Here is a 26,743-nt window from a genome sequence, read left to right as displayed (position 1 = left end):
CAGACGCGAGAGGCCCGTACTGGAACACTTGAATCCCGGTGACGTGCCGTAGGAGCACCGGACCACCGACAGCGACAGACCCAGGAGCACCGTCGATCATGCCGGTTTACCTTTGCACATGCGGTACCAGTGCCGCCAAGAAGTTCTTCGGTCAGGCAACCCCGTTCAATGCCGGTTGGGTGGCCGATCAGGGCGGGATCGAGTCGGCGGCCGAACGAATCTATCGGAGCTTTCAGGACGCATCGATGGCGGATGAGATGGCGCTCAAGCGCGACCTGTCGGCCGAGATTCATTCCTTGGCTCGGATGGCTGTAGACGACAAGGACACCGTGGTCCTGTTCAGTTCCGAGACCGCCGACGGGCAAGCCTGCGCACTGGCCGTCGCGCGCTATCTGGGGCATGCCCGGCCTGGTCTTCGCTGCCGGGTCGAGGTCGTCGAAGGGTTGCAGGTGACCGACGCGCAAGCATTCCGCACCAAGGGGGTCCTCAATTTCACCCGGGCGATCCTGCGCGAGATCGATGACCACGGCGCCGCTCAGTGCATGCTCAACCCCACCGGCGGCTTCAAGAGCCTGGTGCCCTACACGGTGCTGATCGGCATGCTCAAAGGGATCGAGGCGAAGTACATCTTCGAGCAGTCCAGTGCGCTGATCCCCTTGCCGATGGTGCCGGTGGAGTTCGCCCGCTCGCGCTTGGAGCCCATCCGTCCGCTGCTCGAGCGCATCCAGAACGAGACGGCGATCCCTCGCGCGGACCTTGAGGCGGCTCTGCCCTACGAGGAGCGCCGCGCCTTGGAGCATCTGTTCGAGGATCTGGGCGAGGGGCAGGTGAGTCTCTCGCCGGTTGGTTTCCTGATCTGGGAGGAGCTGGAGAGTCCGTCCGCGCTGGTGCCGTTCCTCTCGCGACGTGCTCTCGACGATCTGCTGAAGGTACGCGGCATCGAGGGCTGCAAGCCCGACGCGTATCTGGACCGGGTCGCGCGGGTCCGCGAGCACCTGGCGAGTGGCAAGCACGATCCATGGAGCAACGGTTTGTTCCGGCTCAAGCCCGGTGAGCACACACGCGACCGCTATCTGGTTTCGGTCGAAGGCTGGCGGCTGCTGGTCTGGCGTATCGTCGGTCACGACGAATACGACGATTTGCTCACCGAGAATCACAAACGCGATGCGGGGGCACGCGTGGTCGCCGAACGGCGGTCGCAGTACGCACCATTCGTGCGCATGGAGCTGTACGAAGGCTGATGGCGAGCCGACGAAGCCAGTACTGCGTTTCGAATATCCGTTACTCGGCCGAAAAACAAAGGAGATCCATCACGACATGGTCAGCTACGCCTATTTGTTCGAGGCAAAATCCATCCAGCAGTACATCCTCGGTTCCGGACGTCTACGACATATCGTCGGTGCCTCGGAACTGATCGATTCGCTCACCCGCGATTTGCTCGACGACACATTGAAAGAACTCGGTCTCCAAGTCGGTGTCGATGTGCATCTTTCCCGCCGAGCTGGAGGTGCCGTCTACCTGTTCAGCACATCTGCCAGCGCACGTGATGGATTTCGCGAACTCTGGTCTTTGCTTGTGCGCCAGTACGCGCCAAATCTGGAGTTCATCGTCGCATGTGGGCAGGGCGAAACCGACTACTCGGCTTATCTTGCGGCAACGCAAAACCTTCAGGCCGCGCGCAATCGACAGTCCGCTTGGTTACCCGCAGGCAATCCCGTGACGGCCTTTACACCGCGGACCGGGAACCCGGCGGTTGAGTCCCATCAGAAGCTCGGTCTTCAGGATGCCGCGACCGCCCGATTCGGTGCCGATCGGTTCTGGCGTCGCGGAAAGCTGACCGACAAGTTCACCGATGTCATCTCGGCCGACGACTGGCCACGCGACCTGGAACACAAGGCCGGCGACGAGGAGACATCTTTCCCCTTCCTTGAAGACAATCGCTATCTGGCCATCGTACATGCCGACGGAAACGGCCTTGGTCAGGTGCTTCGCCAATTGAGCGAGCAGACACAGCCCAAGCCCGGTCAGTTCGTCGCCCTGTTTCGCGATTTTTCCCAGGCAGTTGCCGCAGCCACCGAAGGAGCTGCGAAACAGGCGACCGAAGCGGTCCTCCTCCCGCTGCGGGCGCGCAATAATGCACGCATGCCGGCTCGGCCGATCGTGCTGGGTGGCGACGATCTGACGATTTTGCTTCGCGCCGATCTCGCCTTGCCTTTTACCCGGGTTTTTCTGCTTGCCTTCGAAGAACACAGTCGCACAGCATTACGCGCGCTCGGCCGCGACTATCCCGATATCACCGACATGCCTGCCGCCTTGACGGCCGGCGCCGGCATCGCCTTCGTGAAATCCAGCCACCCCTTCCATCTGGCGCATAGGCTCGCGGAGTCGCTCGCCAAGCATGCGAAACAAACCGCGAAGAACCACCTGGGGATCGATCGCCGCATCCCGCCGACGCTCGCCTGGCACCGCGTTACCACGGCCAGCCAGGGCGAGTACCGTGACATTCTGGATCAGGAGATGACCTTTGGCGTCTCGGCGCCGCGCGTGCGGACGACGCTGGAGGTCTATGGCATCGATGAAACACCGATCCCGGGTCTGCCTCCGTTCGGCGAGTTGGAAAAACTCCTCGACTTGTTCGGCGCAGAGCAGATGGCGCGTGGTCCGGCCCGTCAGATCTTGACGCTGCTTGGCCAAGATATTGACAACGCGCAGCGACGGTACGAACGCTGGCGCGAGGTCATGGTCGATCGCCATTCGCATGAACTCCACGCCATCGATACGGCGCTGAAGGCCCTGCTCCCCGGAGGCATTGCAGAGGATTTGCGTCTTCCCGTCTCGGCAAGCGGCGACCTGCGCAGCAGCCCGTTCGGCGACATCGCAACGCTGCTGGCGGTCACGCGCGGCGCAACGCATCAGGTGCCGGTTCACGAGGAGGACAACGCATGACAGACGCGACTCTGAGCATCGAGATCCAAAGCTATTGGCATCCCGGCACCGGCAGAGGCAGTGGCTATCATCTTGATGCCATCACGCATACAGGAGCCGATGGTTTGCCGCGCCTGCCCGGGCGCACCCTAAAGGGACTGCTGCGCGATGCCCTTTATCGGGCCGAGGTTTGGGGCTGGCCGGAAACGCCACGCGGCACTACCGACGCGCTGTTCGGCCCCCGTGGTGACGGGATCGAGACCCTCCCAGGACTCTTGCGATTCGCCGACGCGACCCTGCCGCCCGTGGTCGCGCGTTATCTTGCGAGCAGCGAGGGCGCGCATCTCGTGCCCGGCCTTTATCGCGAGCACTTCAGCACCGCGATCGTGCCAAAAAAGGGGGTGGCAAAGCAGCACAGCTTACGGGGCATGCGCGTCGTTGTGCCCTTGACGCTGCAGGCGAGCATCTCAGAAGTGCCCGGCCTTGCGCCCATTGCAGAGTGGGAAAACCGATTGGCGGCCTGTTTTTGCCTGGTGAACGCTGTCGGTGCGCACCGTTCCCGAGGTTTCGGCCGAGCCCGGCTTGCCTGGAAGGAGGCTTGAAAACATGCCAATGTTGGATCTTACACTCACACTGATCGATGACGTTGTGGCCAGCGAGCGACCTGCCACCGAAGGCGGCCATACAACGCTCGACTACTTGCCTGGGGCCATGCTGCTTGGGGCAAGCGCCGCACGGCTTTATAAGGATCTGCCGCGCTCGGACAGTTTCATCCTCTTCCACTCGGGGAAAGTGCGTTTCGGCGATGCCGTGCCGCTCTCGGACGCTCTGCCCGGCTGGCCGATGCCACTGTGCTGGCATGAGAATAAGCTGCGACCAGCCCAGGATGGTCATCGTCTGGTCGCGGAGAGACTGCGCAACCTTCAGTTCGGCGGCTTTGCCGAGAATGTTCAACCCAAGCAACTTCGCGACGGCTATGTGCGAACGGATGGGTGTCGCGTCACGGTTGAAAAGGCGCTTCGCATGAAGACCGCCATCGACCCGGACACCGGTCGCGTCGACGAGGCGAAACTCTTCGGGTACGAGGCCATCCTTGCCGGACAGCGTTTCACCGCCAGGGTCGAGGCCGACGATGACGTGCCGGCCATGCTCTGGGAGGCACTCGTCAGCGCTCTCACGTGCTCGGACGCCTTGTTGATGGGGCGCTCACGTTCCGCCGAATACGGCCGGGTGCGCGCCGAGTGGGATCCGCATGTATCGGCCCTGCCGCCCCTGGAGCAGCCAACGCCACTCGGGACACTTACACTCTGGTGCCTGAGCGATCTCGCACTGCTCGACGAGCGTGCTCAGCCGTCCCTGAAGCCGACGCCCGCGCGCCTCGGTCTGCGGCGAGGAACGCTCGATTGGACGCGCAGTTTCCTGCGGTTTCGTCGCTTTGCCGCTTGGAACGCATATCGACATAGCTATGACCTTGAGCGTCAGGTTATCCGGCGCGGCAGCGTCATCACGATCGAGGGCATCGATCCGCCACTCACCGACGCAGAACGCCAGCATCTGCAGGCCGGCATAGGCATTTACCGCGAGATCGGTCTGGGCCGGGTCGCTGTCGCCCCGGCCTTGTTGTCCGCTGCTGTGCCTGTATTCGATACTCTGCCTCACACCGAAACAACCGTACGGGAAAGCGTCGAGCGACCAGATCATCCCCTAATCGATTGGCTTCAAGGCAGCCAGCAGCTCGGCGCGGAACGCCGCATGGCAGAGAAACAGGCTAGAGTCTTGGCATTGCAGTTGGAGAGACGCTACCAACTCGCCCGCGCCTTCTCCGGCCTGGCAGTCAATCTACCGGTCGGACCGTCACCGGCGCAATGGGGTACGGTCTATGAGCAGGCGCGCGTCGCCACCGATCTCGCGAAACTCAGAGGCTCGCTTTTCGATGGCGGTAATGCCGTGTGCAAACCGAAGGGTGAGGGCTGGCAAGACCAATTTCGTGACGAGAGCGTCATCCTGACCTTTGCCGACTGGTTCCAAGCCGCGAGCGTGGAGCTGAACTCGCTGCACGCCTTCCGCGCCTTTGGTAGAGAAGCTCAACGGGCCGCGAAACAGGTCGGTGGTCGTGATCAACGCCTGGAGGGAACCCGATGAACCGGCTGAACCGATCCGTTATATACATCGCCAGGTTTACGCTCGAAGCCCGCACCGCGTTGTCTATCGGGACAGGCGGTCCCGATGGAATCTACGATCACCCTATCGTTCGTGACGCCAACGGCCTGCCCATGATCCCGGGAACGTCGCTCGCCGGCGTCCTGCGCGCTTTGACGGCGGCGGTAGGCGGCGACGACATCGTGAACAACCTGTTCGGCTGGCAAGCCTCCGTGCGAGGTGCCCCCTCGTGCGTCGAAGTGGCGGCCTGCGCGCTCCAAGACAGCGCCGGACGGCCGATTGAAGGGCTGCTCCTAGATGCAGCGGACCGCACGCGTTTGGCCACCGACCGACTGCTTCGCGACGCCCTTGCAACCCAAAACGACCCTTTGTTCCGCGACCGCGTTCGCCTCACGCACCGCGGTGTCGCCGCTAAGAACAGCAAATACGATCGTGGCCTACTCGCGGCCGGCCATCGATTCAGCGGCGAGATTCGCCTCTGGTCCGAAGCAAAAGACGACCACCACTGGTCAAGCCTGCTTGACCTGCTTGCACACCCGCTGTTGCGCCTCGGCGGAGCGACGCGCGCCGGGATGGGCGCGATGGCGCTGCGCGCCTTACATGTCGGAGTCTTCGATCTCCGCGAGCCGTCCAATGTGGCTGCCTACCGCAAGCTCGGCAGCCGACTGCATGATCTCAAAGGATTGGACCCTTACCCTATCGATGCTTTGTCTCAGGACGATGACACACGCATCCTATCGATCGAGCTAACGCCGCGGGACTTTTGGCGTTTCGGGCAAGGCAATCAGTCCCTAGCCGGCCAACGCGACAAAGTCCCGGATCTCCTTCCTATGGTCGAGCCGATAATTACGTGGAGTCCATCGGGCCAAGCACAAGTCTCTGCACGGTTGGCACTGGTCCCGGGGTCATCGATCAAGGGGGCTTTGGCGCACCGCACCGCGTTTCACTGGAACGCATTGAACCAGCGCTACGTCGACGATCTGCCGGAGACCACAATCGCAACCTGGGACAAGTCCGATGATTGCGACGGGGTTCGAGAGATCTTCGGTTACGCCAAGGGAAAACAATCGGACTCGGATCGCAAGCCGGAGGAGAGTGGTCAGGCGGGGCATCTGATAATCGACGACGTTTACGTCGACCTGCCCGAGCAGGCGATCCAACACCACATCCAAACCATGATTCATAACAGTCTCGATCGATTCACGGGCGGGGTACGCAACCGGATGTTGTTTACCGAAGAGCTGGTTTATCGGTGCCCTATCCCCCTTCGTATCACCTTGCTGCCCGGCATCGACACCACCGAAGCAAAGGCGCGGAGGGCCTTCTCGCGCGCGGTTCGTGATTTGTGTGACGGTCGCCTGAGCCTCGGCGCCGGCACGACGAAGGGCCACGGTAGCTTTTCTGGGGTCTTGGATGACACAACGCGCGGATGGCTCGACGCACAAGAGGATGCCTCGACATGATTGTAGAAGACTTGAGCAACGCCTATGGCCGCGTGGCGCGAGCGCATGGACTACCGCAAATGGTGCCGGCGCGGTGCCGCATCGAGACTAGGCATTTCGAAGATGCGGCTAGCGCGCTCGCCGCATGGCAAAGCTTCCAATCGCGCGAGGGTTGGCTGCAGTTTCAGTCGCATGTGACGATCTTCGAGCGAAGCGAACCACCACAGCCGTCGGATGACTGGGGCGTACTGTTAGCCGCCGAGAGCGTCGATGCCGATGGACGTTCAATGAGTCTACGTCACACCGGTGGAGATGGTTGGGTGAGCGTGCTCTGTACGCCGCTCGACGACACCGCCACGCCGAGCGAGGACGACCTGGTCATCGCTGACCTGTGCTCGATCCTTGGGACCGGCAAGACCCCCGGTGGACTCCGCTATCGCCGCTACTGGAGTCTCGATCCAGATACCGGCGCAGCCCCCGCCTTCGCTGCCTTTCTCGGCTTTGACCGCACGGAGATTCGTTGACATGGCACCCCCAACGAACATCGACGCTCCTTACAATTTCGTCCCCTTGGCCGACTGGGTTCACCTTCCCAACTGGGCCACTCGGGTGTCTCACGATCTCCCCTTCCGCGACGGTCTCTGCGGGCAGTTGGACCTCACCTTGACGGCCCATACCCCGATTCTCGTCGGGCGCGAACAAATCGCGGCAAGCGGAGACGAGCCTGGGCAGGTCTATCCGTACCAGTTACCGGACGGGCGCTACGCACTCCCTGGTACTGCATTGAAGGGCATGATTCGCAACGTCTTGGAGATTGCGAGCTTCTCGCGGATGAACGCCGTCGATGACGTGCGTTACGGTCTGCGCGACATCTCCGGCGGGTACGTCAGCAACGCCTATACGGGCCGCGTCCACGATCAGCTGAAAACCGGTTTTATGCGAATTGGTCAAGACGGGCTCCCCATCATCACGCCCTGCGCCATGGTGCGCCTTTCACATCGGGCGCTGGAGGAATGGCTTGAAGAGCGTCCACCGATTTTCAAACCCGACCGTACAGTCGAGGCCAAGTACAGACGCTGGTCCGACCTCTGCCGCCGTCATCGCATGGAGGAGCGACGAATCCGTTTCTCGCTCGATGATGGCGAAGCCACTCGGCTGGGCTGCGGCCTCATTGAGGGTGTGCCGGTCTTTACGGGACAGATCAGCGATAGCACCCGTAAGAACGGGAAAAAACGCGATTTCATTTTCTACGACGAAGATCCGACACGGGCATTTGCACTGAAGGCCGATGACTGGGGCGATTTCCTCTTCATTCACGGTGATGAGGCCACCCGAGATGCGGCCGACATGTCTTGGCCGGGATACTGGAAGCAACGCTTCTGGAACGGCGAGCCGGTTCCGGTGTTCTATCTTCGCGATGCTGCGAAAACGCGCGTCGGGTTGGCCTTCATGCCACGCTTGGCCGGCGATTTCAGCACCCTCGACATGATCAAACACACCCAACCTCAACATCTTGACGGCCAAGGCCGCGGGCCATGGGATTTTGCCGAACTGCTGTTCGGAACCGTTGGTGATCAATCCGAGAAATGCCTGAAAGGTAGGGTCATCTTCCACCATGCCGTTGCAGCCGGGGCTGCACCTCCCGAGGCAACCGAGCCGACCATCCTCAACGGGCCGAAGCCGAGCTACTTCCCGAACTATCTGTTTCAAGAAGCAAACACCACGACATGGACGCTCAACAGTCGGGGGGGCTACGCGACTTGCCTGGGGACATCAGAGCATCCTGAACCCGAGATCCGGGGCTGGAAGCGCTATCCTGCGCGCACTCAGCATGGTGTTCAGGAACTGACCAATGAGCAGCGCAGCAACAAGCGCGTTCAAACCGTCCTACACCCGCTGCCGGCCGAGACGGTGTTTCATTGCCGCGTGGTCTTCCACAATCTCTTGCCCGCCGAACTCGGCGGTCTGTGCTGGGCGTTGACCTGGGGCGGCGGATCCGGACTCCGCCATACCGTCGGAATGGGCAAACCCTTCGGATTCGGGCAACTCAGCGTCAAGATCGAGCAGACCAGTATCCGTCCCAATGCGCCGGAGATCGCGGCAAAACCTTGGCAGCAATATTGCGACGCCTTCATCGAGCATATGGAACAGAGTGCGCAAATTTCGAATCGGTCCTGGCGCACTTCAACCCAGATCAAAACCTTGCTCGGCATGGCGGATCCGAACAACGCGAACCGTTTCAAGGGCAAGCTCCAGCACATGACTTTGGAGCCGAAGAAAGGGACGAATGATTTCGTCAAGGCCAAACAGGCAGGGCTCGTCCTCGCAGACTATCCGCAGACAGACCATCCAGCCACTTGGGCAGAGCGGGAAGCAGAGCGCGCGGTACTGAACCGTCAGATCGCGGAGGCATTGGCAGAACAAGAACGCCAAGCGCTTGAAGAAAAACGCAAGGCTGAAGAAGAATCTGCATTCGATGCGCTGCCGCCCGAACGCAAACTGATCGAGACAACCCGAGATCAACTTAAGACATTTCTTGCCGGCAATGAGTTCGAACATCGCTTGGGGCGTGACAGGATTGTCACCTTCCTCAACGCACTCGCAAAAGCGTCGGAGGATTGGGCTGACGGGTCTCAACGGTCAGTGGCCGCCGACATGCTCGAAGAGGCGTACAACCAGATCGGCTGGTCTGATCCTGGCCAGAGCAAAAAGCAACGAGAGAAAAAGGAGATTAAACGCCGACGGCAGATCGAGCAAATCAGGATTGGACCTGGTGGATCTTGATCAACCGAGAGTCATTGCGCTGCCTGACATCGTTTCAGCCATGACCGTTCTGGACGTTGAGAATACTGAGTCGATTCATTGGGCAGATCACCCAGGCTCAGTCCGATTCCATCGATTGGTATGACGAGCAAAAGGATGTAAATCATGAAGATCCATATTGTCTTGGTTTCCGACCAAGTGCTCGCCAATCTGATCCCGATCCTCATGGATAGCCCTGATCTTGTGTTCTTGGTGGTGACTCCCGAGATGGCTGCCCGTCGTCTGGATCAGCATTTGAGGTCCCTGCTCGAAGCAAAGGGTGTCACTGCGCGCATTTTTCCCGATGCTCCGGATGTCGGGTTACGGGAGATTCAATCCTTCGCCAATATCCTCGCTGACCAGGTTGTCGACCAATACGCCGAGGCTGAAGTCGTGCTCAACGCCACCGGCGGAACCAAACTGATGTCGCTTGGCTTCGTCGAAGCCTTTCGCGGCATCGCCAGCCGCATCCTTTATACCGATACCGCGCATCGTCGCATCGAGTATCTCCCGAATGCCGACGCGCCGCTGCCGGAACCCACTCCAATGAGCAATACGCTCGATCTGCCGGACTACCTTGCCGCGCAAGGGTTTCGATTTCGGCACGCGGTTTCCGATGACGCGAGTTGGCGTGAATCGGCGAAACAACGCAAGGCAGTTAGCAAGTTCCTCGGTCTGAATATCGCCGATCCTCAGCTTCAACATTATGTTGGGCAGATGAATTATCTGGCTGATCAAGCATTGGAAGCGATTCCTGGTACCTATGGGCAGAGACTTGTCGAGCCCCGTCAGGCGTTTGACGACCCACCCTGGGGCATGTGGGCAAAGGCACAAGCAGAGCTGGTCAAGGCCGGCCTGCTCGGCTGGGAAGACGGTGCGCGGGATTTCACCTTCGTGAGTACCGAGGCAGCGCTCTTCGTCCGTGGAGGCTGGCTTGAGGAATACGCTTGGCATACCGTCAAGGATGCGCAGGTGTTCGACGTTCGTCTTGGCGTGGAAGGTCTATGGCTGGATACCAAGAAAACCACCAACGAATTCGATGTTCTGGCTTGCCACATCAATCAATTGTTGCTGATCGAGTGCAAGACCCTGCGATTTCGTCCCGAGAACGAGAACGAAGTCGCCTATAAGTTGGATAGTCTCAGTCAGGATGTTCGTGGACTCTTCGGCAATACCTGGTTGTTATCCGCACGTCTCCCGTCCGATGTGCTGATCGAACGCGCGCGGCGGGCACGGATCCGGCTGGTCGGTCCCCAGGAGTTGTCCCGGCTGCGCGAGATCGTCCTCAAATGGATCTCTGCCGACCACGTCTAAGCCCACCGTCCATGTCCAAGGTTGTCCTGGTGGGCCCTGGGGAATCAAATATGCAACAATGGCTCGTCGACATCCGTGGCCAGGAGGCGATCGTCAGACTCGGCCAGGCCGACGGGGCTGACCCGTTGCCCGGTCTGGTCGATATTGAGGTGGAACTCAGGGACCAGCAGGTCCGTAACATCTGCCTGGAACTCGATCCCGGTGTGGCTGTGCCGGTGCACCGCCTGTCCCACCTGAACTACCGCGAGCTGATGCCGGGGTCTTTCGTCAAAACGATCCCGACACGCCGCGCCGTGCGCTTCTCCATCACCGAGAAATGCAATTACAAGTGCTTCTTCTGCCACGAGGAAGGTCTGGAGATGGAGCGTGTTCGGCAGGGTGCCCACGAGGAGCAGGTCTGCCGTGTGCTCGATCAGATGAAGGCGCTCGACTATAACGACCTCACCTTCACGGGCGGCGAGCCGCTGCTGCGGTGGAAGCAGATCGTGCCCTATCTGGCCTACATGCGGCGGATCGATTACCTGCCGGATATCAAGCTCGTCAGCAATGGTTTGGCCCTGCAGCACGCGTTCCTGGAGGTGTTGCAGGACTATCCCGGTCGCATTCGCTTCAATATTTCCATGCACAGCCTCGATCCGGTGCTGCATGATCGGATCGTTCGCCAACTCTCCGATCGTCCGTCGCGAACACATTCGGACCTGAACCGCATTCAGGCCAATCTGGGGTTGCTGCGCGAGGCCGGGATTCCCTTCAAGCTCAACTTCGTGCTGCTGAAAGGACTCAACACGCAAACCCGAGAGATCGAAGCCATCCTGGCCTATGGGTTGGAATCGGGGGCGCGACGGGTGAAGTTTCTCGAGCTGATGATCACGAAGAAGCTGAAGCATCTCTACCCCTACTACTTCCGCTTGCAGGGCCTGAAAGACCAACTGGGCGATCAGCTCGTCTATCTCGAAGAAGGGGAGCGTCGCACGCTCTACCGCTGGCGCGACTCGCCCCTGGAGGTCGAGTTGCAGAGCTGTACCTGTAGTCGAGGCTGCAATGTCTGCGCACTTAACCGCGATGTGAACTTCACCGCCGAGCTACGCTATTTCCCCTGCTTCCTGCACCCGGAGCAGGGTTCGGATCTTCAGGTCACGCCCTTGGCCGAGGCCGTTGCGGCAGGGGCTGCGTCCATCGCGGCGATGGCGCAGCATTACGGCGACAACAGTCCGATCATCATCCGCGATCACTATTTGACCAACCAAGAGTCGTTCTACTACTTCGAAATCCCGCTCGACAGGGTTCCGGCGTTGGTAGAGCATCTCCGAGCGGCCGAAGGATTGGACTTGGAGCGGCACCGTACCTTGACCGAGATCTACTTCGGCGATGGGTCGCCGGCATTCGCGGCCTTCGAGTACGTGCACAAACTGGCACTCAACACCTACGACCATCATGCGATGGCCATCCTGCAGCATCATCGGGTCGATCCTGACGGGTCGGGCCGTATCGACACCGCATTCGAGCGCGACGGCGAGCGCGTGCCTTCGGTCGACACCTATGCCGCGGACATGGCAAGCAAGGGTTTCGATGTCATCCTGAAGACGGACTGGGCGCTCGATTACTACGCGGCGTTAGGGGCACGCAAGTCCGGTATGACCATCAGCATCGGTACCACGCCGGGACGCTCATCGGCATTGCTGCGCAGTAACCGTCCGCTCCTCGACGCGCCGGTTCCACTGGCTCCACTCGTCGCCTTGATGCAGACGGTACCCGCGTGGCTGGCAGGGGGCGACGCTTCCTGACTCGCGGATTGCGTTCGCCGTTGGTCGCTCCGCCCCAAGCCGGGCCAGCCGACAGGCCTTTGTCGGCTCGGGCGTTGTCGGTCAGACGGCCCGCATCTGCTTGATCGCGAGGATCGCGCCGTAGGTCAGCAACGCGCCCACGGCCACCACCGCTGCCACCGGTACCACCACGGGTGCCGCCACCACCGTGGTCGTCGTGGTGGTGAAGCCGAGCCAGCCGGCCAACCCGGCGGCCGGGACGGTGGCGCTCACCGCCGTGGGGATCGTGGCCAGCGTGATGGTTCCGGTTGCGGAGGTGCCGAGTGCGGCGGTCGCGGTGGTCAGAATAGTTTCGGTATTCATCGAGGCGTCTCCCGGTTGATGTTCAAAGTGATGACCGTCTCGGCGGCCTGGTGATTAAAGCTCGCAGGGTGCATCACGACGGTATTGCCAAGCTTGCAAAGGCGCCGATCGCGATGACCCGACAACCGGTGTGATCGTGGCAGCACGCCGGCGCGTGAACCTGCGCTGCAAGCTTGCACGAACAGGCCGCGGCGTTCGCCCATGCTAGCGTTGAACTGAAACGGGACCCGGATGCAGCGGGTTCCCATGCTCCTCACTCGAACGGAACGCGATACCCATGAGCACCCCCGCCACCCCCCGCCGTCTGCTGATCGCCGTGACCGGCCTCACTCCCCAGGTCGTGACCGAGACGCTCTACGTCTTGGCCTGTCGCACCGATCCACCATGGATTCCCAGCGAGGTCCACCTCATCACCACTGCGACCGGGGCGAACAATGCCCGGCTCAACCTGTTGGGCGGCAAACGCTGGTTCCACCGCCTTTGCGAGGACTATCGGCTGCCGCCCATCGCCTTTCCGGAGCAGAACATCCACGTCCTGCAGGGCGATGACGGCTTGCCGCTGGAGGACATCCGCACGCAGGCGCACAACACCCTGGCGGCAAACTTCATCACCGAGACGTTACGCGCTCTGACCGAGGATCCGAACACCGAGATCCACGTCTCGATCGCCGGCGGGCGCAAGACCATGGGTTACTACCTCGGCTATGCCCTGTCGCTCTACGGGCGTCCGCAGGATCGGCTCTCCCATGTGCTGGTTTCCGATCCCTACGAGACCAACCGCGACTTCTACTACCCCACGCCCTACGAGCATCCGATCCACAGCAAACGCGGCGACAAGGAGATCACCGTCGATGCGCGCAACGCCGATGTGGATCTGGCCAGCATCCCCTTCGTGCAGCTGCGCGACGGCTTGCCCGAACGCTTGCGCACCGGGCAGGCCGGTTTCACGCAGGTGGTGGCCATGGCCAACCGGGGCCTCCGACCGCCCCGGCTGATCCTCAACCCGGACACCTACGAGGCGTGGGCCGACGATGAAGCCCTCGACCTCGGCGAGACGGAGTTCCTGATCCTGCTCTGGCTGGCCGAGCGTGCGCAGCGCGGGGAGAGCGCCACGGATTGGTCGTGTCGTGCGATGGCCGAGGAGTTCCAGACGGTCGTGCGTCGGGTCGCCAATCCCATGAGCGGTCATCTCGACCGCATCGCGAAGGCATTCGCCGATCACGACTACTTCCCCCTCAAGACCGCGAAATATTTCGAGCCGCACAAGTCGCGGATCAAGAAGACCCTCGAGCACACGCTCGGCGAGCGACCGGCCGAGCGCTATGCCATCGCCCGCTCGCGCGATCGCGAAACGGCCTACTACTTCCTGCCGCTGGACCCGGAGCAGATCGAGATCCGCCGGACTTGATCAGCCGGGTTGCAACCCCCGGGCGCGGCGCAACCGGCTGTGTCCGCGCACGGGTGCGCAGCGCCGTCGCGTCGGCCTAAACGTTGCTCGTCGGCACTGTTGAAGCGAGCCACCGGGCGGGAGTGACGCGCACGCGCAACGCACCTGCTTCGGCGATGTCGATGCGGATTCCGCGTTTCGGCGCAAAGGCCGTCACACGCGCCGGAGCCGGAACGGAACAGGCCGGACAGGCGTGTCGATCAGAAGGGGTCGCGCGTGGCGATGTCGGTGCCAGCCGCGCCGCGCAGATGTTTCGCTGCAAGGTAACCGCCGCAGACCAACAGGGCCCCGACGGCAACCACTGCCTCCACCGACACGGTCACGGGTGCGGCCACGACCGTGGTCGTCGTGGTGGTGGTGAAGCCGAGCCAGCCTGCCAGTCCGCCGGCCGGGACGGTGGTGGTCACCGCCGTGGGGATCGTGGCCAGCGTGATGGTTCCGGTTGCGGAGGTGCCGAGCGCGGTGGTCACGGCGGTCAGCAAGGCGTTGGCATTCATCGGGGAGGCGTCTCCAGGGTTGATCTTCACGGCGATGACCGCGTCGGCGGCCGGACGAGTAAACCTTGCAGGAGGCATCGCGTCGGAGAGCGCAAGCTTGTGATGGCGCCGGTGGCGGCCCCGAATCCCGGCTCGCGGCGGCGGGGATCAGGTCAGATGCCGGATCTCGATCCCGTCCCAGTGCGCCGACAGATGCTCGGCGACCAGTCGGCGGTGGCAATGATGCGGTTGGTGTTCGCTGCATAGCAGACAGGCGTCCTCGAACAGCGAGGATTCCAGAGTCGCGGCCACGCGCCGCTGTTCGAGCAGCGCCAGAAAATGCCGCTCGTAGGTCGGCCAGTCACCGCCGTTGTGCTTGTAGGCGGCGAGGATCTCGGAGGTCGGCGCCAAGGTCGGAACCTCCAGGTACGCGATCCCGCACAGCGCCTTCAGGAAATAGCCCAGATCGTCGCGTTTGGCGAAGCCGGCCAACTGCGAGCGGTTGTTCAAACGGATGTCGAGCACGCGTTTGACGCCGTGCCGGCTCAACAGAGAGAAGAACTGCTCGGCGCGCTTCTGCGTGAAACCGATGGTGTACAGCTTCATTGGATATCCTCCGTCGGCGTGCCGCCGGGCTCGGTCGGCCGTTCCTGCGTATAGGCGATGCGTTCGGCCTGACGGCGATACGCCAGGGTATCGAGGTCGGCATCCGTGCTGAAGAGGTCCGGTTGACCGAGGCCGAGTTGCGTGCGCAGTCGCACCAGCGCCTTCGCATGGGACTCCAGCGTGCCGTCGGCCAGGATGTGCTCGACGCACAGTCCGGCGTCGACCAAGTGGCGGCTGACCAAGATAGTGCGATGGCAGCCCAGGGGATCGCGCTCGGCGCACATCAGCGCCAGACGAAAGGCTGCTGCGCCCTCGCGGATGCGTGACAGCCCCGCCTGAAACAGTGCGGTGCGGGCCAGTCGTTCGTACTGGACTTGACCACGGTCGTAACAGGCCGGATCGTCCGCGCGCGCACCGCATTCGCGACCCAGGTAGACGTAGGCGATGCCGGCCTCCTGCAGCGCTGCCTTCAACGGCTCGCGATTGAACTGTGGATGGCGTCGGCTGTAAGGCCGGGAGCGCACATCGGCGATCGCCGTGACGGCATGCGCGCGCAGCAGTTCGAGAAAACGCTCCGGCGGATGGTCGGAATGGCCGATGGTGTAGAGTTGCGACGTCATATCAGTCTGCCTGCGGGGTGATGATGGCGGCGGCCAGTTTGTACGCGTAGCCGTTCCAGACGGGCGCCAGGCTCGCGCAGATGAACGCCTCGCCGAGAGGGTACCAACCGTCCGCGCAGGCCGCATAGGCGGCCTTGATCGTCGGGTCGGTGACGCAGATGTCGTGCTGCACCTGCCGATAGTGGAAACGGGCGCGCACCTTGCCTGCGCCGACGGACAGTGTGACCGTCACGGGGCCGATGAAACAGAGCGACGTGTCGAGGCGGTCGAGCTGGCTTTCCGGGACGCGGTCGTTGCAGCCGCCCGCGCTCGAAAAGCCGTTGAGCCACAGTGTTGCGCAGGGATCGACGAACCGATGCAGCGCGGCGCGCGAGAGCCGCCCGCGGTATGACCAGGGCAGACCGGATGCGATCCGGTGGTTCTCGCTCTGGAAGCCGACCGGGTCCGGGCGACGCAACGCGACCTCGACGACATCCAGGACGGCGGGCAAGGTGCCGTTGTGCAGCCGTTGCTCGAAGGGCTGGAGCGCTCCGCCGAACCCTGCACCGGTCGGACGCACCCAGGCTCCGACGCGGCCATTGACCACTTCCTTGCCCGCGACGCAGCGACCGCCGTTTTTGCAGGAGTTGGCGAGCAACACCAGGGTTTTGGAATAGGTCGCCATCCGTGATCTCCCGTGCACAAACCGCTTGAATGTGCAGAGGATGCGCGCGACACGCACACGGGTCCGGAATCGCAAGCTTGCGAACGGCCAAAGCGGATCCGTCTGCGCGCAGTCTGGATCCGGGGCCGATTGATGCCTCGACTCACAGGATTGAAGGAGCCTTTACGACCATGACCACCTACTTCGTTTCCCGCCATCCCGGTGCCCGCGACTGGGCTGCCGAGGAAGGCATCACCGTCGACGAGGTCATTGACCATCTCGATCCGACCATCATCGCGCCCGGCGACATCCTCATCGGCTCGCTGCCGGTGAATCTCGCCGCCGAGGTCTGTACGCGCGGGGCGCGTTATCTGAACCTCTCGCTGGATCTGCCGGCCACCTTGCGCGGTGTGGAACTCTCCGCCGAACAGATGCGAGCCTGCGGCGCGCGCGTCGAGGAATATCGCATTCAACGCCTGCCGACCTGACCGATATCCGCCGGCTTACGCCATCCCGGCCTCGTCCGGGATGGCTCCCGCCAACACCCCGCTGCGCATGAGATAGGCCGCGATACCCTCGCGGCGTGCCTCGGCCGGGTGCAGCCCTTCGGTCAGGCGAGCCAGCGCGACGGCATCTTCTTCATCGATTTGACCGGTCAAGGCCCCGAAATCGTCGAGCATGGCCAGCCGATCGAGCGAGGCGACGGCGTGTTCGGCCAGCCGCCGGCGTTCGGCACACACCGCCGCGAGACGCGCCGGTGTCACCCGCGTCAAGACCCGTTCGATGAAGCGCAGCGCCAGGGCTTGCTCGTCCTGCGGCGGCGCGCTGTTGCGCAGCGCTTTATGCTGGATCAGCACGGGGGTGGTCTCGGCCACTCGGACCTCGAAGGTGGAACAATGCCGGCCGTAGCGGTCGCGCACCGCGTAGATAAAGGTGACCCCTTCCAGACAGACGGCGGCATAGGTGCCGACGCAATGCTCGAGCTGATGGCCTTCCTGCTCCAACGCGATCGGGCTGGTCAGTTCGATGACGTGATAGGGACCATGGCTGTGGCGACCCGCGATCAGCGCCGGCCAGGCCAAAGGTGCGTCGGGTTGCGGCAACCCCGGTGCGGTCTCGACGGCCTGCACGCGCGCCAGGCTGAAGCGGTTCAAGTCCTCATGCCAGCGCCGGGCGAGCACGGCCAGCCGCCCGAGACCGTAGCGCCCGAACCAGAGCGCAAAGACAGCCAGCGGGGCCTGGGGGGGAATCACAGATACTCCGCCATGCTCGATCCGCCAGGCCTGCAACGCCGGGCGAATCCCATAGCGGTAAGCCCCCTGCATCATGGCGAAGATGGCCTGCACGTCGAGCGCTCCGCCGGCGTTTTCCGTCAGGCTTGCCAGTCCGATTGCCCAGCCCTTGCTCAGCGGCTTGAGCAGCTGCGGAAGCGGCACGCCAAGCGCCTCGGTGAGGTCGCGCAAGGGCTCGTCCAGCGCATGAAATACGCGCCAGTCCTCCTCGCTGCGGGGCAGATACTCCGCCGGCAGCGTGTCGAGGCGTTTGAGCAGGGTTGCGTGTGCCGCCGGATCGGACGGTTGCCGGGCCAAGGCGCGTGTGTGCTCGATGGTGCGCGGCTGCACACGATAGTGATCCGCGAGCGTGCGGGTGAGCGGCGCGCCGGCCACCACCGCGCGACGCAGCCGCCAATCCCGGCGCAATGCGGCGGCAAACCAAGGATAAGCCCGTGCGGCCTGGAGCCGGTTGCGGCGCTCGGGCGCGGCCCCTGCGCAGTAAGCGTTGAACTCATCCGGTGTCGTCGCGCCTTCGGTCCGGACCGCGGCCAAGATCTCGGGATCGAGCGACTCGACAAAGGCGTTCAGGGCGGCGCGCAGCAGGGCGCCTTCGATCCGCGCCAGGATTCGAACATCCGAGGGACGCTCCGGGGTGGCGATCCGAGCCGCCGGGGTATCGAGCGTACGGGATGCCAGTCGCATGGCCAGCGCGTCGATCCAGGGTGCCTGCGGATCCAGAACCGCAAGCCGGTTGAGCACGCGCCCGCCGGGGGGCCGCTGCCAGGCTGCGGGGTGGGTGGCGGCATAGCAGAACAGCTTGCGATCGCTCTCCTCAACCAGCCAAAGACCCCACCAGGGTACTGATTGACCGCGAATGTCCAGCGGGCCACCGAAATCGATGTAGAGGGTTTGGCGCTGACGCGGTTGGCCTGCGGACCGCGCCAAGATCGCCCGCGCACCGCCCAACTGCTCGCGCGCCAACAAGCGACTCAAGAGCGTCATGGCGGCGGTGCTCAGACCGGCATCGCCGATGTGGCGGTACGTCCAGTGCTCGAAGCGAAGGGTCTCGGCGTGCATCGCGTTCCATGGACTCGGCGGAGACGGAGCGATTGCTCCTGATGACCGCCAGTATCCAAAGGCGCGCCCGCCAACTCCGGAAACACAAGCTTGCGGATCCCGGAGAACCGGACCGATTCAGGTGAGTCTTGCCTATGCCGTAATGCAGGACGGCCAAAGGCTCCGGACCAATCGTCACGGGAGCCGCGATGCCGGACCGTGCCGCGCTGTTTGCCTACGACTTCCGCCGTGGTCTGCGCCGCCGGGCGCTGTGGACATTTCTCGCCTCGGGCATCAACTCGATCGCCTGCGTGGGCGCAAGGCCATGGGCTACTGCCTGGGCTATGAGTTGCGAGACAGGCTTCCGGAGCGGCTGCATATTGGGCAGGCGAGTTTCACGCAGGCTGACGCCACAGCCTACCGCGGGCTGAAAGCGTCATGTCCAGTGCTGAACGTCGAGGTGGTCCGAGCGTGCCGTGCGCGGGGAGAGCGCGACGGATTGGTCGCTCCGGGCGATTGCCGTTGCGCCCGCGTGCGGGCGCCGAGTGTCCTATTCGATGTGTTGAGATGACGAGCGCAACGAGAAGGCGTTCACCGACCACGACTATTGTTCGGTCAAGACCGCGAAAGACGTCGAGCCGCATGAGTCACTGACTACATTAAGTTTTGCAGGCATGCTCGGCGAGCGCCGGGTTGAGCGCTATGTCATCGCCTGCTCGCGTGATCGGGACACGAACTATTACTTCCCGCCTCTCGCCGCCGGGCAGATCGAGATCCGGCGCGGCGAAGCGGTGTCGGCGCAGTCAGCGCGGACCCGCGCAGCGTCCGGACGGGCCGGGGTCAGTCGAAGAGCCAAGCGGCGAGGGCATAGGCCCCGCCGCCGAAGGCGATCACACCCACTGCCGGGAGCGCCACCAAGGTGACCGCGCCGGCGGCCATGCCCCCGCCGACGAGGGTCCCGATGCCGGCCAACCCGGCGGCGCCGACACCGTAAGTGCCGGCCAAGCCGACCGCCGCCGCGGTACCCACCCCGGCTCCGACATAGCCGGATACGGCCGCCGCGTCGCAGGCATTCCGGTCGGCGCAGTCGGAGTAGAGGTACTTGGCCTGCAGGCCAGCCAAACCGAACCCCGCGCCCCCGCCGACGATCAGCGGGCCGCCAGCGACGTTCAGCGTCCCCAAGATCGTCGCGGCGGAGCTGCCCGCGACGCCGTGGACGGTAGCGGTCCCTGCGGCAACCGCGGCAACGTCCTTGACGGTGTTCACGGCACCGAACGCCTCGTCGAGGGGTGCGGGCGCCCAGTGCTCGCCCGCGCCGAGCGCGGCATCCTGCGCGAGGTCGCGCACGTGGCGCCGGTCGACGGTCGGGTTGCCCGCCGCGTCGACGGCGCTGGTGGCTAGGACAAGACCCACGCCGAGGAGAGTCAGGACGAGCGGGCTGCGTGCGGTTGCGTACGTCATGGTGCAACTCCTCCGGTGCGGTTTGGTTCGAAAGGGGGCCTCCGGTCGCGTCTGGCGACCGAAGCGTCGCGCACATTGAGAACCGCACGAGGCATCCCGTCCGGGGCGACAAGCTTGTACAGGAGGGCGTCGGATACCGGTCGACAGGCAAGAGGAGCGCACCCCTGCCGAGTTTCTTTGTCTCCCGCCATCTCGGGGCATCGTTCGGTCTTCCGGCGCTGCAAGACCCGGCGAGCCATTCATCTCGGTAGGCGCCTGCATCATGTCGAGAACGTCCGGCGGGGCCACCGGACGATCGCATGACTCGCGAGCCCGAGCGCCCGAGAGCTTGCGCAGAGCATTGATCAACCGCGGGAGCTCCACTTCCGGCCTCGGTCAGATCGTGCCGCGGCTCGATCAGGTCCCGGAACGAGCGCAGGTCGTAGTCATTTGGTGACAGGTCGTTTCACGGGAGTGCGTCGATGCGCTTGAGCAAGGTTGCGCACGTCAACGGTCGAGCGCGCGCCGTCGGCTGGCCTTGAGTATCCAAAGCCTCGCCGATGCCTATGGCACGCAAGCTTGCATGGCGTGATAACCAGGCCGGTTTGCGTTGAACTGCACCCGGACCCCAAAACCCCGAGGAACTTCGATGCCGCAGCGCACCGCACTCTTTGCCTACGACATCAGCGACGACCGCGTGCGCCGCCGTGCCCTGCGGCGTGTGCGCGAATGGCGCTTGGACGGTCAACTGTCCGTGCATGAATGCCGGATGAGCGACGGCGAAGCGGCTCGGCTCTTCGAGTCTCTCCGCGCGGATCTGGACTTCGCCGGCGACCACCTGCTGTTCGCCTGGGTCGCGGCCCAACGGCCGATCCTCGCGCGGGGCAAGGGGCGCGCCGCAGTCGCGACCAGCGACCTGCTGTTGGCCGCCTGAGCGGTCGCGAACCGGAATCTGTCCGATGCACCATCCCGGCTGGTACTTGATCGCTTACGACATCGCCCACCCGCGTCGCCTGCAGCGCCTGCACCGTGCTTTGCAGGCCGAGGCCATCGCCATCCAGCGCTCGGTTTTTCTCGTTGCAGGGACCGTCGCGGACATCGATCGCCTGCTCGATCGCCTGGCGACTCTGATCGACCCCGAGGAAGACGACTTGCGTGCCTACCCGGTGGGCGCGCCGGACATGCTGCGCTGCGCCGGACACAGCGTCCTGCAGGGTGCCTTGCTGAGCGACAACACCGAGACCGGGCCACCCCGAACCGTCCTCGCCGGACGCTGGCGGCGCATGGCTGCACCATCCGCAACCGACCATCACAGGGAGTTTCCGACATGAACGCCGATCTGATGCTCGTCATCGACAACCGCGACACGCGCCTGACACTGGACGGGCGTGCCTTGCGCCTGGAAAGCCCCGACGCAGCGCTCCGGCATATCCCGCTTGGCGTGCTCGGGCTGGTGGTGGTGCATGGACGTGCCTTGGTCGGCTGCGAGGTCTGGCGCGCCCTCGCCGAGCGCGGCATCCCGGCGGTGCTGCAATCCTCCAGGGGTCACGGCGCCGCCGCTTGGATGAGCGCGGCCTTGGGATCCACGGTGGCGCTGCGCACTGCTCAGCACCGGGCAGCGGATCGGACCGAGCGACGTCTGGCCTGTGCTCGGCGCATCCTCATCGCCAAGCTCCACGCCCACGCCCGTGCCGCCGCGGTGCTGTCAGCGGATAGTGCCCCGCGTCAAGCCGACACGCGGCTCGGCGAGCAGCTCGCGGAGGCTCGTCGTCAACTGAACACGGCTCCGACGCTCGCCGCTTTGATGGGACATGAAGGCACCGCCGCGCGAGCGTGGTACCAATGGTTGGCGACCCGCCTGCCCGCGCACTGGCAATTCCGCGGGCGCAACCGGCGTCCGCCCCGCGATCCGGTGAACGCGCTGCTGTCGCTCGGCTATACGCTGCTCGGCGGGGAGATGCTTGGTGCCGTCCAACAGCAGGGCCTCGACCCGGCGCGTGGTGTGCTCCACGACCTGGTGCCGGGGCGCGAATCCCTGGTGCTCGATCTCATCGAGCCACTACGCCCCTCGGTGGATCTGGTGATTGTCAGTCTGCTCGATACCGTCCTGGGTCCGCAGGACTTCACCACCAGCGCCGAAGACGGCTGTCGCCTCGGCAAGGACGGACGCAACCGCTTCTATCACGCATGGGCGCACGCCCGGCGCGACTGGCCTGATTTGCAATGCGACGAGGCACTGGATTCAGATCCAACCGCGACCACGCTCGCGCAGTGCTGTTGGCGCGAGACTGCATCTTTACGGGAAGATCTAAAGGACTTGATGCCTGCCATGGACGACCGGTCATAGGTACTGTTTCGTGTTGATGGAGCAAGGCTACGGCCAGGGATGGCAACCGAGGAGAAATCGCGTAATATCAAGGTCGGGACAAGGAGTCGCTCCCGAAACCAGAATTAGGCCCGAGATGTGCATGTGTAACCTAATGTTTTCGTGGCTGTGGATAACCGGATTGGCAAGGTCGCAACACCTTGATCTTGATGGGGTCACGAAACGTTGAGCCGTTTGATCTGAGACCCGCTTTTAAGGGGATTAAGACTGCCTTGCATTCGTACTGGCTTGGGATGTCTTTGTTTGATCTGAGACCCGCTTTTAAGGGGATTAAGACTCAGGATTTTGATGCTAAACAGGGGTGGCTCAGCCGTTTGATCTGAGACCCGCTTTTAAGGGGATTAAGACTACCAGCACCTCGCTCAAAGGCAGAGTCAGCACCGTTTGATCTGAGACCCGCTTTTAAGGGGATTAAGACGGCGATCAGACGAGCACCGCTCGCCCAATAGACGTTTGATCTGAGACCCGCTTTTAAGGGGATTAAGACCCTTCCAATACTGGAAGGACATGCCCTGGGTTGGCGTTTGATCTGAGACCCGCTTTTAAGGGGATTAAGACTCGCTGAGCGCGTCGCCGGTGCCGCCCCCCGCAGCGGTTTGATCTGAGACCCGCTTTTAAGGGGATTAAGACGTTCATCAATTCATCCAAGAGTACAACGGCATAGGTTTGATCTGAGACCCGCTTTTAAGGGGATTAAGACAGCATGTGAAATGCTCCAAGTAGTAGACTCCAGGCGGTTTGATCTGAGACCCGCTTTTAAGGGGATTAAGACGTGCCGAGCAGCCCACGTGGTTGCCCCGCGAACGGGTTTGATCTGAGACCCGCTTTTAAGGGGATTAAGACCACGCTCTCAGAGCGCTTCTAAGGCGCTTGCGGGTTTGATCTGAGACCCGCTTTTAAGGGGATTAAGACAAGAAAAGCACTACCAGTAATCAGGTAGGCCACCGTTTGATCTGAGACCCGCTTTTAAGGGGATTAAGACAACACAGTGTTGACCGACACCCCACCGAACCCCGTTTGATCTGAGACCCGCTTTTAAGGGGATTAAGACCAAGGGAGGTTTGCGGCATTACGAGACTGACATCGTTTGATCTGAGACCCGCTTTTAAGGGGATTAAGACAGTCGCATGTCCATCAACGTCCTGTTGCGATCGGTTTGATCTGAGACCCGCTTTTAAGGGGATTAAGACACCGGCCCATACCGGAATGTCCACCCTAATTGTTTGATCTGAGACCCGCTTTTAAGGGGATTAAGACGTCGCCATTCCCGCCGAGCCAGTGATACACGTTGTTTGATCTGAGACCCGCTTTTAAGGGGATTAAGACCCGCGGGGCATGGGACCAGGCCCCGCCGGACTGCCGGTTTGATCTGAGACCCGCTTTTAAGGGGATTAAGACGCTACATTCCGAGCCACTCAATCGTCCGGATTTGTTTGATCTGAGACCCGCTTTTAAGGGGATTAAGACCTGGAGCCCAACGCGCAAGCCCCTTCGTTTTGATGGTTTGATCTGAGACCCGCTTTTAAGGGGATTAAGACCCTTGTTAAGCGCCGTGTAGGCTGTCGCGTTCGCGTTTGATCTGAGACCCGCTTTTAAGGGGATTAAGACAACATGAGTTGGAGAGTTAGTTTTTGTTAGCCCACGTTTGATCTGAGACCCGCTTTTAAGGGGATTAAGACAGCCAGGAACCGCTCGTTTAGTTGTCCTTTGCTGGTTTGATCTGAGACCCGCTTTTAAGGGGATTAAGACGGCCTCGCCCAGGGTGGTCTCGAGGTTGAGGGCCGTTTGATCTGAGACCCGCTTTTAAGGGGATTAAGACGGACCAACTCAACCGCCATGATTGGTACTACAACTGTTTGATCTGAGACCCGCTTTTAAGGGGATTAAGACTCCGCCTGCGGTGCGGTGATTGCCTTTCGGTCTTTGTTTGATCTGAGACCCGCTTTTAAGGGGATTAAGACATCTGGCGACGAAGATTGTACGTAACGGCCACACATGGTTTGATCTGAGACCCGCTTTTAAGGGGATTAAGACAGGGTAAATCCGTCCTTTGTTATACGGGCCGAGGCGTTTGATCTGAGACCCGCTTTTAAGGGGATTAAGACCCTTGGGGTCTCCTTGTGGAGCGTCGTCCTCGGGGTTTGATCTGAGACCCGCTTTTAAGGGGATTAAGACGCGAGCCTGCTGCGGGGCAGCAGTCGGGGCGGCCGTTTGATCTGAGACCCGCTTTTAAGGGGATTAAGACCCGGAATCGCGCCCGTAGGGCGCGGACAAACAATGTTTGATCTGAGACCCGCTTTTAAGGGGATTAAGACTTTACGCGCACCTTGCGTGTGCGTGTACACACGGTTTGATCTGAGACCCGCTTTTAAGGGGATTAAGACAATAACAAGGAGAACTATCGCCGCGACACCAAAAGTTTGATCTGAGACCCGCTTTTAAGGGGATTAAGACCATTCGGCACTCGCGCAGCGCTGGCAGAAGTCGAGGGTTTGATCTGAGACCCGCTTTTAAGGGGATTAAGACCGTTAAGCGGCTGCTCGTTCATGAATGTCTCCTGCCGTTTGATCTGAGACCCGCTTTTAAGGGGATTAAGACTGTGAATCTGGCTCTGGTGCGCGCCGGCTACGCCGTTTGATCTGAGACCCGCTTTTAAGGGGATTAAGACCCATGAGCCAGGTTGTTTATTTGAAAGTGCCTACCGGTTTGATCTGAGACCCGCTTTTAAGGGGATTAAGACACAATGCTCCAAAGGTATTGGCAATGACTCCACCAAGTTTGATCTGAGACCCGCTTTTAAGGGGATTAAGACGGAGAGCCTAAATACGACGAAGAGCGTAATCCAATGTTTGATCTGAGACCCGCTTTTAAGGGGATTAAGACCCGTAATGGCGAGAGCCACCCATGCAGCCGTAGCGTTTGATCTGAGACCCGCTTTTAAGGGGATTAAGACACTAGCATTCATATCGATGCTCCAGGCCCCTAGGTTTGATCTGAGACCCGCTTTTAAGGGGATTAAGACCGAGATCGTTGGGGTCGATGAGCCTGTTCATTATGTTTGATCTGAGACCCGCTTTTAAGGGGATTAAGACTTCGACGAGGTACTGCCACCGGAGCGGCAGTACTGTTTGATCTGAGACCCGCTTTTAAGGGGATTAAGACGGTACATACGAATCGTATGGACCAGACTCCTCATGTGTTTGATCTGAGACCCGCTTTTAAGGGGATTAAGACCCATATGAACTGGCGCAGCCACTAGTTGTGATTGTTTGATCTGAGACCCGCTTTTAAGGGGATTAAGACCGCCGAACGTCGCTTCAAACGTCGCGAGACCTGCGTTTGATCTGAGACCCGCTTTTAAGGGGATTAAGACAGGGCTGGCGCGACGAGAGATAACACCAAACGTGGTTTGATCTGAGACCCGCTTTTAAGGGGATTAAGACGACAGGACGCCTGGTAGTAACCTTCGTAAGCGGCGTTTGATCTGAGACCCGCTTTTAAGGGGATTAAGACAGGGCCTGACGGGCCTAGCACCGGCTCTCGCTGGGTTTGATCTGAGACCCGCTTTTAAGGGGATTAAGACAGTCGGACGCGGCCCGCTCCAATTCCAGTACATCGTTTGATCTGAGACCCGCTTTTAAGGGGATTAAGACCCCCGGTAATCGCGCACCGGAGGACCCAGAATTGTTTGATCTGAGACCCGCTTTTAAGGGGATTAAGACCGAACCAGCAATCAACAGAGCGTCGGGGTTACACATGTTTGATCTGAGACCCGCTTTTAAGGGGATTAAGACGCCATCGCTTGGGGCAAGGCTCTTATCTCCGGGGTTTGATCTGAGACCCGCTTTTAAGGGGATTAAGACAGCGATAGCCAGTCCCTTTCCGAAGGCTCTACTCTGTTTGATCTGAGACCCGCTTTTAAGGGGATTAAGACGACGAGCACGAGCCTGGTTGCGTACTCCTGGTAGGTTTGATCTGAGACCCGCTTTTAAGGGGATTAAGACAAGCCCTTGCGACGCGCATACG

The 26,743-nt window shown here is 61.7% G+C and carries 21 protein-coding genes and 1 CRISPR repeat array (1 of these 22 cut by a window edge); of the genes, 14 read left to right on the top strand and 7 right to left on the bottom strand.

Annotated features, from left to right (window positions below):
* Positions 1–98: 98 nt before the first annotated feature.
* The 9 genes from AADX97_RS06330 (at position 99) to AADX97_RS06290 (ending at position 12,427) form a co-directional block, all read left to right on the top strand.
* Positions 99–1,241, top strand: coding sequence for a putative CRISPR-associated protein (locus tag AADX97_RS06330; RefSeq protein ID WP_374233865.1), 1,143 nt, complete (start codon positions 99–101; stop codon positions 1,239–1,241).
* A 76-nt stretch (positions 1,242–1,317) separates the two neighbouring features.
* Complete coding sequence (locus AADX97_RS06325) at positions 1,318–2,946, top strand: hypothetical protein (RefSeq protein WP_374233867.1); 1,629 nt, start codon at positions 1,318–1,320, stop codon at positions 2,944–2,946.
* The gene (locus tag AADX97_RS06320) at positions 2,943–3,527 is read left to right on the top strand and encodes an RAMP superfamily CRISPR-associated protein (protein ID WP_374233868.1); all 585 of its coding nucleotides are present in this window, start codon (positions 2,943–2,945) and stop codon (positions 3,525–3,527) included. The genes AADX97_RS06325 and AADX97_RS06320 overlap by 4 nt, the downstream gene beginning before the upstream one ends.
* A 4-nt stretch (positions 3,528–3,531) precedes the next feature.
* Positions 3,532–5,067: a hypothetical protein gene (locus tag AADX97_RS06315; protein WP_374233869.1), complete on the top strand. Its 1,536-nt coding sequence runs from the start codon at positions 3,532–3,534 to the stop codon at positions 5,065–5,067.
* A complete protein-coding gene (locus AADX97_RS06310) occupies positions 5,064–6,548 on the top strand; it encodes an RAMP superfamily CRISPR-associated protein (protein ID WP_374233870.1) in 1,485 nt (494 codons plus the stop codon). The genes AADX97_RS06315 and AADX97_RS06310 overlap by 4 nt, the downstream gene beginning before the upstream one ends.
* Positions 6,545–7,051 carry a hypothetical protein gene (locus tag AADX97_RS06305; protein WP_374233872.1) on the top strand — a complete coding sequence of 169 codons (507 nt, stop codon included), beginning with the start codon at positions 6,545–6,547 and terminating at the stop codon, positions 7,049–7,051. The genes AADX97_RS06310 and AADX97_RS06305 overlap by 4 nt, the downstream gene beginning before the upstream one ends.
* Before the next feature lies 1 nt (position 7,052).
* Complete coding sequence (locus AADX97_RS06300; RefSeq protein ID WP_374233873.1) at positions 7,053–9,311, top strand: TIGR03986 family CRISPR-associated RAMP protein; 2,259 nt, start codon at positions 7,053–7,055, stop codon at positions 9,309–9,311.
* Between the two features lie 144 nt (positions 9,312–9,455).
* Complete coding sequence (locus AADX97_RS06295; RefSeq protein WP_374233875.1) at positions 9,456–10,643, top strand: Card1-like endonuclease domain-containing protein; 1,188 nt, start codon at positions 9,456–9,458, stop codon at positions 10,641–10,643.
* A gap of 50 nt (positions 10,644–10,693) precedes the next feature.
* Positions 10,694–12,427 (top strand): radical SAM protein, encoded by a 1,734-nt coding sequence (locus AADX97_RS06290; RefSeq protein WP_374233876.1) that lies wholly within the window; start codon positions 10,694–10,696, stop codon positions 12,425–12,427.
* An 81-nt stretch (positions 12,428–12,508) separates the two neighbouring features.
* On the opposite strand, the gene AADX97_RS06285 is transcribed toward AADX97_RS06290, so the two are convergent.
* A complete protein-coding gene (locus tag AADX97_RS06285; RefSeq protein WP_374233877.1) occupies positions 12,509–12,769 on the bottom strand; it encodes a hypothetical protein in 261 nt (86 codons plus the stop codon).
* A gap of 277 nt (positions 12,770–13,046) precedes the next feature.
* Between AADX97_RS06285 and csm6 the strand changes: the two genes are divergently transcribed.
* Complete coding sequence (csm6, locus tag AADX97_RS06280; RefSeq protein WP_374233878.1) at positions 13,047–14,177, top strand: CRISPR-associated ring nuclease Csm6; 1,131 nt, start codon at positions 13,047–13,049, stop codon at positions 14,175–14,177.
* 239 nt (positions 14,178–14,416) lie between these two features.
* Here the strand turns inward: csm6 and AADX97_RS06275 are convergent, their stop codons facing one another.
* From AADX97_RS06275 to AADX97_RS06260, 4 genes are all read right to left on the bottom strand, one after another.
* Entirely contained in the window at positions 14,417–14,743 is a 327-nt protein-coding gene (locus AADX97_RS06275) for a hypothetical protein (protein ID WP_374233879.1), read from the bottom strand.
* A gap of 117 nt (positions 14,744–14,860) precedes the next feature.
* Positions 14,861–15,298: a DUF488 family protein gene (locus AADX97_RS06270; RefSeq protein WP_374233880.1), complete on the bottom strand. Its 438-nt coding sequence runs from the start codon at positions 15,296–15,298 to the stop codon at positions 14,861–14,863.
* Positions 15,295–15,918 carry a DUF488 family protein gene (locus AADX97_RS06265; RefSeq protein WP_374233881.1) on the bottom strand — a complete coding sequence of 208 codons (624 nt, stop codon included), beginning with the start codon at positions 15,916–15,918 and terminating at the stop codon, positions 15,295–15,297. Before AADX97_RS06265 ends, AADX97_RS06270 begins: the two co-directional genes overlap by 4 nt.
* 1 nt (position 15,919) lies before the next feature.
* Entirely contained in the window at positions 15,920–16,582 is a 663-nt protein-coding gene (locus AADX97_RS06260) for a hypothetical protein (protein ID WP_374233882.1), read from the bottom strand.
* 170 nt (positions 16,583–16,752) lie between these two features.
* Here AADX97_RS06260 and csx16 point away from each other — a divergent pair, with 170 nt between their 5' ends.
* Positions 16,753–17,049: a CRISPR-associated protein Csx16 gene (gene csx16 / locus AADX97_RS06255; protein WP_374233883.1), complete on the top strand. Its 297-nt coding sequence runs from the start codon at positions 16,753–16,755 to the stop codon at positions 17,047–17,049.
* Positions 17,050–17,064: 15 nt separating this feature from the next.
* On the opposite strand, the gene AADX97_RS06250 is transcribed toward csx16, so the two are convergent.
* A complete protein-coding gene (locus AADX97_RS06250; protein WP_374233884.1) occupies positions 17,065–18,912 on the bottom strand; it encodes a PcfJ domain-containing protein in 1,848 nt (615 codons plus the stop codon).
* Between the two features lie 819 nt (positions 18,913–19,731).
* Complete coding sequence (locus tag AADX97_RS06245; RefSeq protein ID WP_374233885.1) at positions 19,732–20,352, bottom strand: hypothetical protein; 621 nt, start codon at positions 20,350–20,352, stop codon at positions 19,732–19,734.
* A 628-nt stretch (positions 20,353–20,980) separates the two neighbouring features.
* On the opposite strand from AADX97_RS06245, the gene AADX97_RS06240 reads away from it, so the two are divergent.
* Genes AADX97_RS06240 through cas1 form a run of 3 tightly spaced genes read left to right on the top strand, consistent with a single transcriptional unit; the run spans position 20,981 to position 22,678 of the window.
* A complete protein-coding gene (locus tag AADX97_RS06240; RefSeq protein ID WP_374233886.1) occupies positions 20,981–21,265 on the top strand; it encodes a CRISPR-associated endonuclease Cas2 in 285 nt (94 codons plus the stop codon).
* Between the two features lie 25 nt (positions 21,266–21,290).
* Positions 21,291–21,662 carry a CRISPR-associated endonuclease Cas2 gene (gene cas2 / locus AADX97_RS06235; RefSeq protein WP_374233887.1) on the top strand — a complete coding sequence of 124 codons (372 nt, stop codon included), beginning with the start codon at positions 21,291–21,293 and terminating at the stop codon, positions 21,660–21,662.
* Positions 21,659–22,678, top strand: a complete 1,020-nt coding sequence (cas1, locus tag AADX97_RS06230; RefSeq protein WP_374233888.1) for a CRISPR-associated endonuclease Cas1 — start codon at positions 21,659–21,661, stop codon at positions 22,676–22,678. The genes cas2 and cas1 overlap by 4 nt, the downstream gene beginning before the upstream one ends.
* Positions 22,679–22,889: 211 nt before the next feature.
* Positions 22,890–26,743: a CRISPR direct-repeat array (repeat unit 36 nt; unit sequence GTTTGATCTGAGACCCGCTTTTAAGGGGATTAAGAC) (it continues 3,194 nt past the right edge of the window).

The sequence above is a fragment of the Thiocapsa sp. C2-2m genome, from assembly GCF_041903745.1.
GTDB classification, from domain to species: domain Bacteria; phylum Pseudomonadota; class Gammaproteobacteria; order Chromatiales; family Chromatiaceae; genus Thiocapsa; species Thiocapsa roseilacustris.
Note: the sequence above shows the minus strand (reverse complement) of the source record. Positions and strands in the feature narration are given on the sequence as shown.

Excerpts from the sequence above, each read along its gene's own strand:
- AADX97_RS06330 (WP_374233865.1), top strand. The coding sequence starts at position 99 with ATGCCGGTTTACCTTTGCACATGCGGTACCAGTGCCGCCAAGAAGTTC.
- AADX97_RS06325 (WP_374233867.1), top strand. The coding sequence starts at position 1,318 with ATGGTCAGCTACGCCTATTTGTTCGAGGCAAAATCCATCCAGCAGTAC.
- AADX97_RS06320 (WP_374233868.1), top strand. The coding sequence starts at position 2,943 with ATGACAGACGCGACTCTGAGCATCGAGATCCAAAGCTATTGGCATCCC.
- AADX97_RS06315 (WP_374233869.1), top strand. The coding sequence starts at position 3,532 with ATGCCAATGTTGGATCTTACACTCACACTGATCGATGACGTTGTGGCC.
- AADX97_RS06310 (WP_374233870.1), top strand. The coding sequence starts at position 5,064 with ATGAACCGGCTGAACCGATCCGTTATATACATCGCCAGGTTTACGCTC.
- AADX97_RS06305 (WP_374233872.1), top strand. The coding sequence starts at position 6,545 with ATGATTGTAGAAGACTTGAGCAACGCCTATGGCCGCGTGGCGCGAGCG.
- AADX97_RS06300 (WP_374233873.1), top strand. The coding sequence starts at position 7,053 with ATGGCACCCCCAACGAACATCGACGCTCCTTACAATTTCGTCCCCTTG.
- AADX97_RS06295 (WP_374233875.1), top strand. The coding sequence starts at position 9,456 with ATGAAGATCCATATTGTCTTGGTTTCCGACCAAGTGCTCGCCAATCTG.
- AADX97_RS06290 (WP_374233876.1), top strand. The coding sequence starts at position 10,694 with ATGCAACAATGGCTCGTCGACATCCGTGGCCAGGAGGCGATCGTCAGA.
- AADX97_RS06285 (WP_374233877.1), bottom strand. The coding sequence starts at position 12,769 with ATGAATACCGAAACTATTCTGACCACCGCGACCGCCGCACTCGGCACC.
- csm6 (WP_374233878.1), top strand. The coding sequence starts at position 13,047 with ATGAGCACCCCCGCCACCCCCCGCCGTCTGCTGATCGCCGTGACCGGC.
- AADX97_RS06270 (WP_374233880.1), bottom strand. The coding sequence starts at position 15,298 with ATGAAGCTGTACACCATCGGTTTCACGCAGAAGCGCGCCGAGCAGTTC.
- AADX97_RS06265 (WP_374233881.1), bottom strand. The coding sequence starts at position 15,918 with ATGACGTCGCAACTCTACACCATCGGCCATTCCGACCATCCGCCGGAG.
- AADX97_RS06260 (WP_374233882.1), bottom strand. The coding sequence starts at position 16,582 with ATGGCGACCTATTCCAAAACCCTGGTGTTGCTCGCCAACTCCTGCAAA.
- csx16 (WP_374233883.1), top strand. The coding sequence starts at position 16,753 with ATGACCACCTACTTCGTTTCCCGCCATCCCGGTGCCCGCGACTGGGCT.
- AADX97_RS06250 (WP_374233884.1), bottom strand. The coding sequence starts at position 18,912 with ATGCACGCCGAGACCCTTCGCTTCGAGCACTGGACGTACCGCCACATC.
- AADX97_RS06245 (WP_374233885.1), bottom strand. The coding sequence starts at position 20,352 with ATGACGTACGCAACCGCACGCAGCCCGCTCGTCCTGACTCTCCTCGGC.
- AADX97_RS06240 (WP_374233886.1), top strand. The coding sequence starts at position 20,981 with ATGCCGCAGCGCACCGCACTCTTTGCCTACGACATCAGCGACGACCGC.
- cas2 (WP_374233887.1), top strand. The coding sequence starts at position 21,291 with ATGCACCATCCCGGCTGGTACTTGATCGCTTACGACATCGCCCACCCG.
- cas1 (WP_374233888.1), top strand. The coding sequence starts at position 21,659 with ATGAACGCCGATCTGATGCTCGTCATCGACAACCGCGACACGCGCCTG.